Source organism: Kamptonema sp. PCC 6506 (genome assembly GCF_000180455.1).
In the GTDB taxonomy this organism is placed as follows: domain Bacteria; phylum Cyanobacteriota; class Cyanobacteriia; order Cyanobacteriales; family Microcoleaceae; genus Kamptonema; species Kamptonema formosum.
This window is the reverse complement of record NZ_CACA01000270.1, coordinates 1-2,986: the sequence shown is the minus strand read 5'-3', so window position 1 is coordinate 2,986 and position 2,986 is coordinate 1. Positions and strand designations below refer to the sequence as shown.

Annotated in this window: 2 protein-coding genes and 1 pseudogene; 2 read left to right on the top strand and 1 reads right to left on the bottom strand. The window is 44.3% G+C overall.

Translation table 11 applies throughout. The annotated features are described in order from the left end of the window. Positions 1–631, bottom strand: a pseudogene (locus OSCI_RS14415) (TIGR00303 family protein); the annotation flags it as partial. A 163-nt stretch (positions 632–794) separates the two neighbouring features. Between OSCI_RS14415 and bioD the strand changes: the two are divergent. Both bioD and OSCI_RS14405 read left to right on the top strand, forming a co-directional pair. Beyond that, the gene (gene bioD, locus OSCI_RS14410; RefSeq protein ID WP_007355732.1) at positions 795–1,526 is read left to right on the top strand and encodes a dethiobiotin synthase; all 732 of its coding nucleotides are present in this window, start codon (positions 795–797) and stop codon (positions 1,524–1,526) included. 33 nt (positions 1,527–1,559) lie between these two features. Continuing rightward, positions 1,560–2,777 (top strand): M20 metallopeptidase family protein, encoded by a 1,218-nt coding sequence (locus OSCI_RS14405; protein ID WP_007355731.1) that lies wholly within the window; start codon positions 1,560–1,562, stop codon positions 2,775–2,777. Positions 2,778–2,986 lie beyond the last annotated feature (209 nt).

The following is a 2,986-nucleotide window of genomic DNA, read 5'->3' as shown; positions in this document are numbered from 1 at the left end:
CATCTCTCATTCTCCTTCTTCCTTCTTCTACTACAGCCAACTTTTGAGCGTGATTGCAATTAGGATGACTGCTGTTAACCTTACCCGCAGCAGCGATACCTAAACCCATTAAAACAGCTAAAGCAGTAGTCGTTCCCCCAACTACGCACTCCCCTAAGATCGCATACCCGCCATTAGTTTGGGCCGCTAACTCTTGCCCCCAAAATAAACCGCGATCGAGCAAATGCTTCACAGTTGAAAGTTCTAAAGCATTTCCAGAAGACAGACATTTAGCTGGAGTACCACCTAAATCAAAAGTCGGCACTGGCGGCGATAATGGCAAACCAGCATTAAATAAATACAAAGGAATGCCCAAACTCTCCACCACAGCGCGGGAGATAAGTACCGGAGACGCACCAGCATCAAGAGGCGGTAAAGGATATTTAGGCTGACTGCGAGGGCCATTGTAGAGAAACTCCGCATCTGCCAAACAAGTATATTTTCGGTCAGCCGGAGTAGCGCCGGCTGCGGAAATGCCAGGAATTAAACCAGTATCAGTAAATCCTAAAACGCAGGCAAACACAGCTTGGCGATGCCGATATTGTTCCAACCACCTCTGTCCCTGTTCTAGTTGAGTATAAACTTTAATCATTTCTGGGCGTTATTGCAAAGTAGCAGGGGAGATGGGGAGCAGGGGAGCGGGGGAGCAGGGGAGCAGGGGAGCGGGGGAGCGGGGGAGATGAGGAGAGGAAGAGAATTTTTCCCAAATTAGCAATTAGCCATTAGCAATACCAATTACCAATTACCAATTACCAATGAGTACATTACTTATTACTGGAACTGATACGGATGCGGGGAAAACGGTGTTGACTTGTGCTCTGGCTGCTTATTGGCAGAGGTATTGCTGCGATCGCGAAGTCGGCCAAAGGCATCGCAGTTTAGGAATTTTGAAGCTTTTGCAAACTGGAACTGGCGATCGCGAACTTTACAGCCGTTTATTTTCCCTTAACCAATCCCCACAAGAACTCAACCCTCTCCACTTCAGTGCGCCGTTAGCGCCTCCGATCGCTGCTGAACGGGAAGGTAGGCGTGTAGAATTAGAACTGGTCTGGAATGCCCTATTAAGCTTGCAGGAGCAGCGAGATTTTGTGTTGGTTGAGGCGTTAGGAGGATTGGGTTCTCCTGTAACTCATGAATTGACAGTAGCTGATTTAGCAAGAGATTGGCGGATGAGCGCGGTTTTAGTTGTGCCAATCAGATTGGGTGCGATCGCGCAAGCCGTAGCGAATACTGCCCTTGCCAGACTAACTGGTGTTAAGCTCAAAGGTATTGTCCTCAATTGTGTCAAGCCTTGCTCAAACCAAGAAATTGCGGATTGGACACCAATTGATTTAATTGAATCTTTGACTCAGATTCCGGTGTTGGGGATTCTGCCGCACCTTGATGACCCCACAGACCTTGCTAAATTAGCACAAGTAGCTTCAGAATTAGATTTAGAGCGGTTAATGCCTATAGTCAATGCGCTTTCCACTTCAAAATTTAAATAGTTTAATCCCATGTTTTTTTAAAGGTGATAAAAAATGGTTTCAACTTTTCCGAGCTTAAATTCCGTTGAAGCATCGCAATTACGGTTTGAAATTCGAGCATTACAACCTAAGTTAGTAGAATGGCGACGACGACTGCACCAACGTCCTGAACTTGGTTTTACAGAACAATTAACGGCTGAATTTATCTCCCATAAATTGCAAGAATGGGGAATAAAAAATCAAATAGGTATTGCTAAAACCGGAATTGTCGCAACCATTGACAGCGGTAAACCCGGGCCAGTTTTAGCAATTCGCGCTGATATAGACGCTTTGCCAATCCAAGAAGAAAATGAAGTATGCTATCGTTCTCAGCATGACGGAATTATGCACGCTTGCGGGCACGATGGTCACACTGCAATTGCCCTGGGTACTGCCTACTATCTCGCCAATCACCGAGAAGATTTCAAAGGTACAGTTAAGATTATATTCCAGCCAGCAGAAGAAGGGCCAGGAGGCGCACAGCCAATGATTGAAGCGGGAGTTTTAAAGAATCCCGATGTCGATGCAATCATTGGTTTGCATCTATGGAACAATCTTCCTTTAGGTACATTAGGTGTTCGTAGTGGCGCGTTAATGGCGGCAGTAGAAATTTTTGAATGTACAATTTTTGGTAAAGGTGGACACGGTGCAATGCCACACCAAACCGTTGATTCAATTGTTGTCGCCTCTCAAATTGTCAATGCTTTACAAACGATTGTAGCTCGTAATGTCGATCCAATTGATTCGGCAGTAGTAACAGTTGGTGAATTTCATGCTGGTACTGCCCATAATGTCATTGCTGATACAGCACAACTCAGCGGTACGGTACGATATTTTAATCCGAAATATCAAGAGCAAAGATTTTTTGATAAACGAGTAGAACAGGTAATCGCAGGGATTTGTCAAAGTCACGGAGCGAGTTATAAACTGAATTATTACTCTCTATATCCACCAGTAATTAATGATGCAAAAATAGCAGATTTAGTAAGAAGAGTAGCTGAATCTGTTGTAGAAACGCCAGCGGGAGTAGTGCCAGAATGTCAAACTATGGGCGGCGAGGATATGTCATTCTTTCTCCAAGCTGTACCTGGTTGTTATTTCTTTTTGGGTTCGGCAAATCCAGATAAAAATTTAGCTTATCCTCACCATCATCCCCGTTTTGACTTTGATGAAACTGCCTTGGGTATGGGAGTAGAAATGTTTGTAAGGTGTGTAGAAAAGTTTTGCAATTAGCTATTTGTTAACTGTTAACTGTTAACTGTTAACTGTTAACTGTTATAGGATTTATACAAAATCATGACTTATACCAAATCCGGGTTAGTCATCCCCTTTATTAGCAATAATCCGTCATTGCGAGCTCCGCGAAGCAATCGCAGAGACTAGGCGATTGCTTCGCGGAGTTCACAATGACAATAAAGGCGGTAGTAAAGCCGAATTTGGGA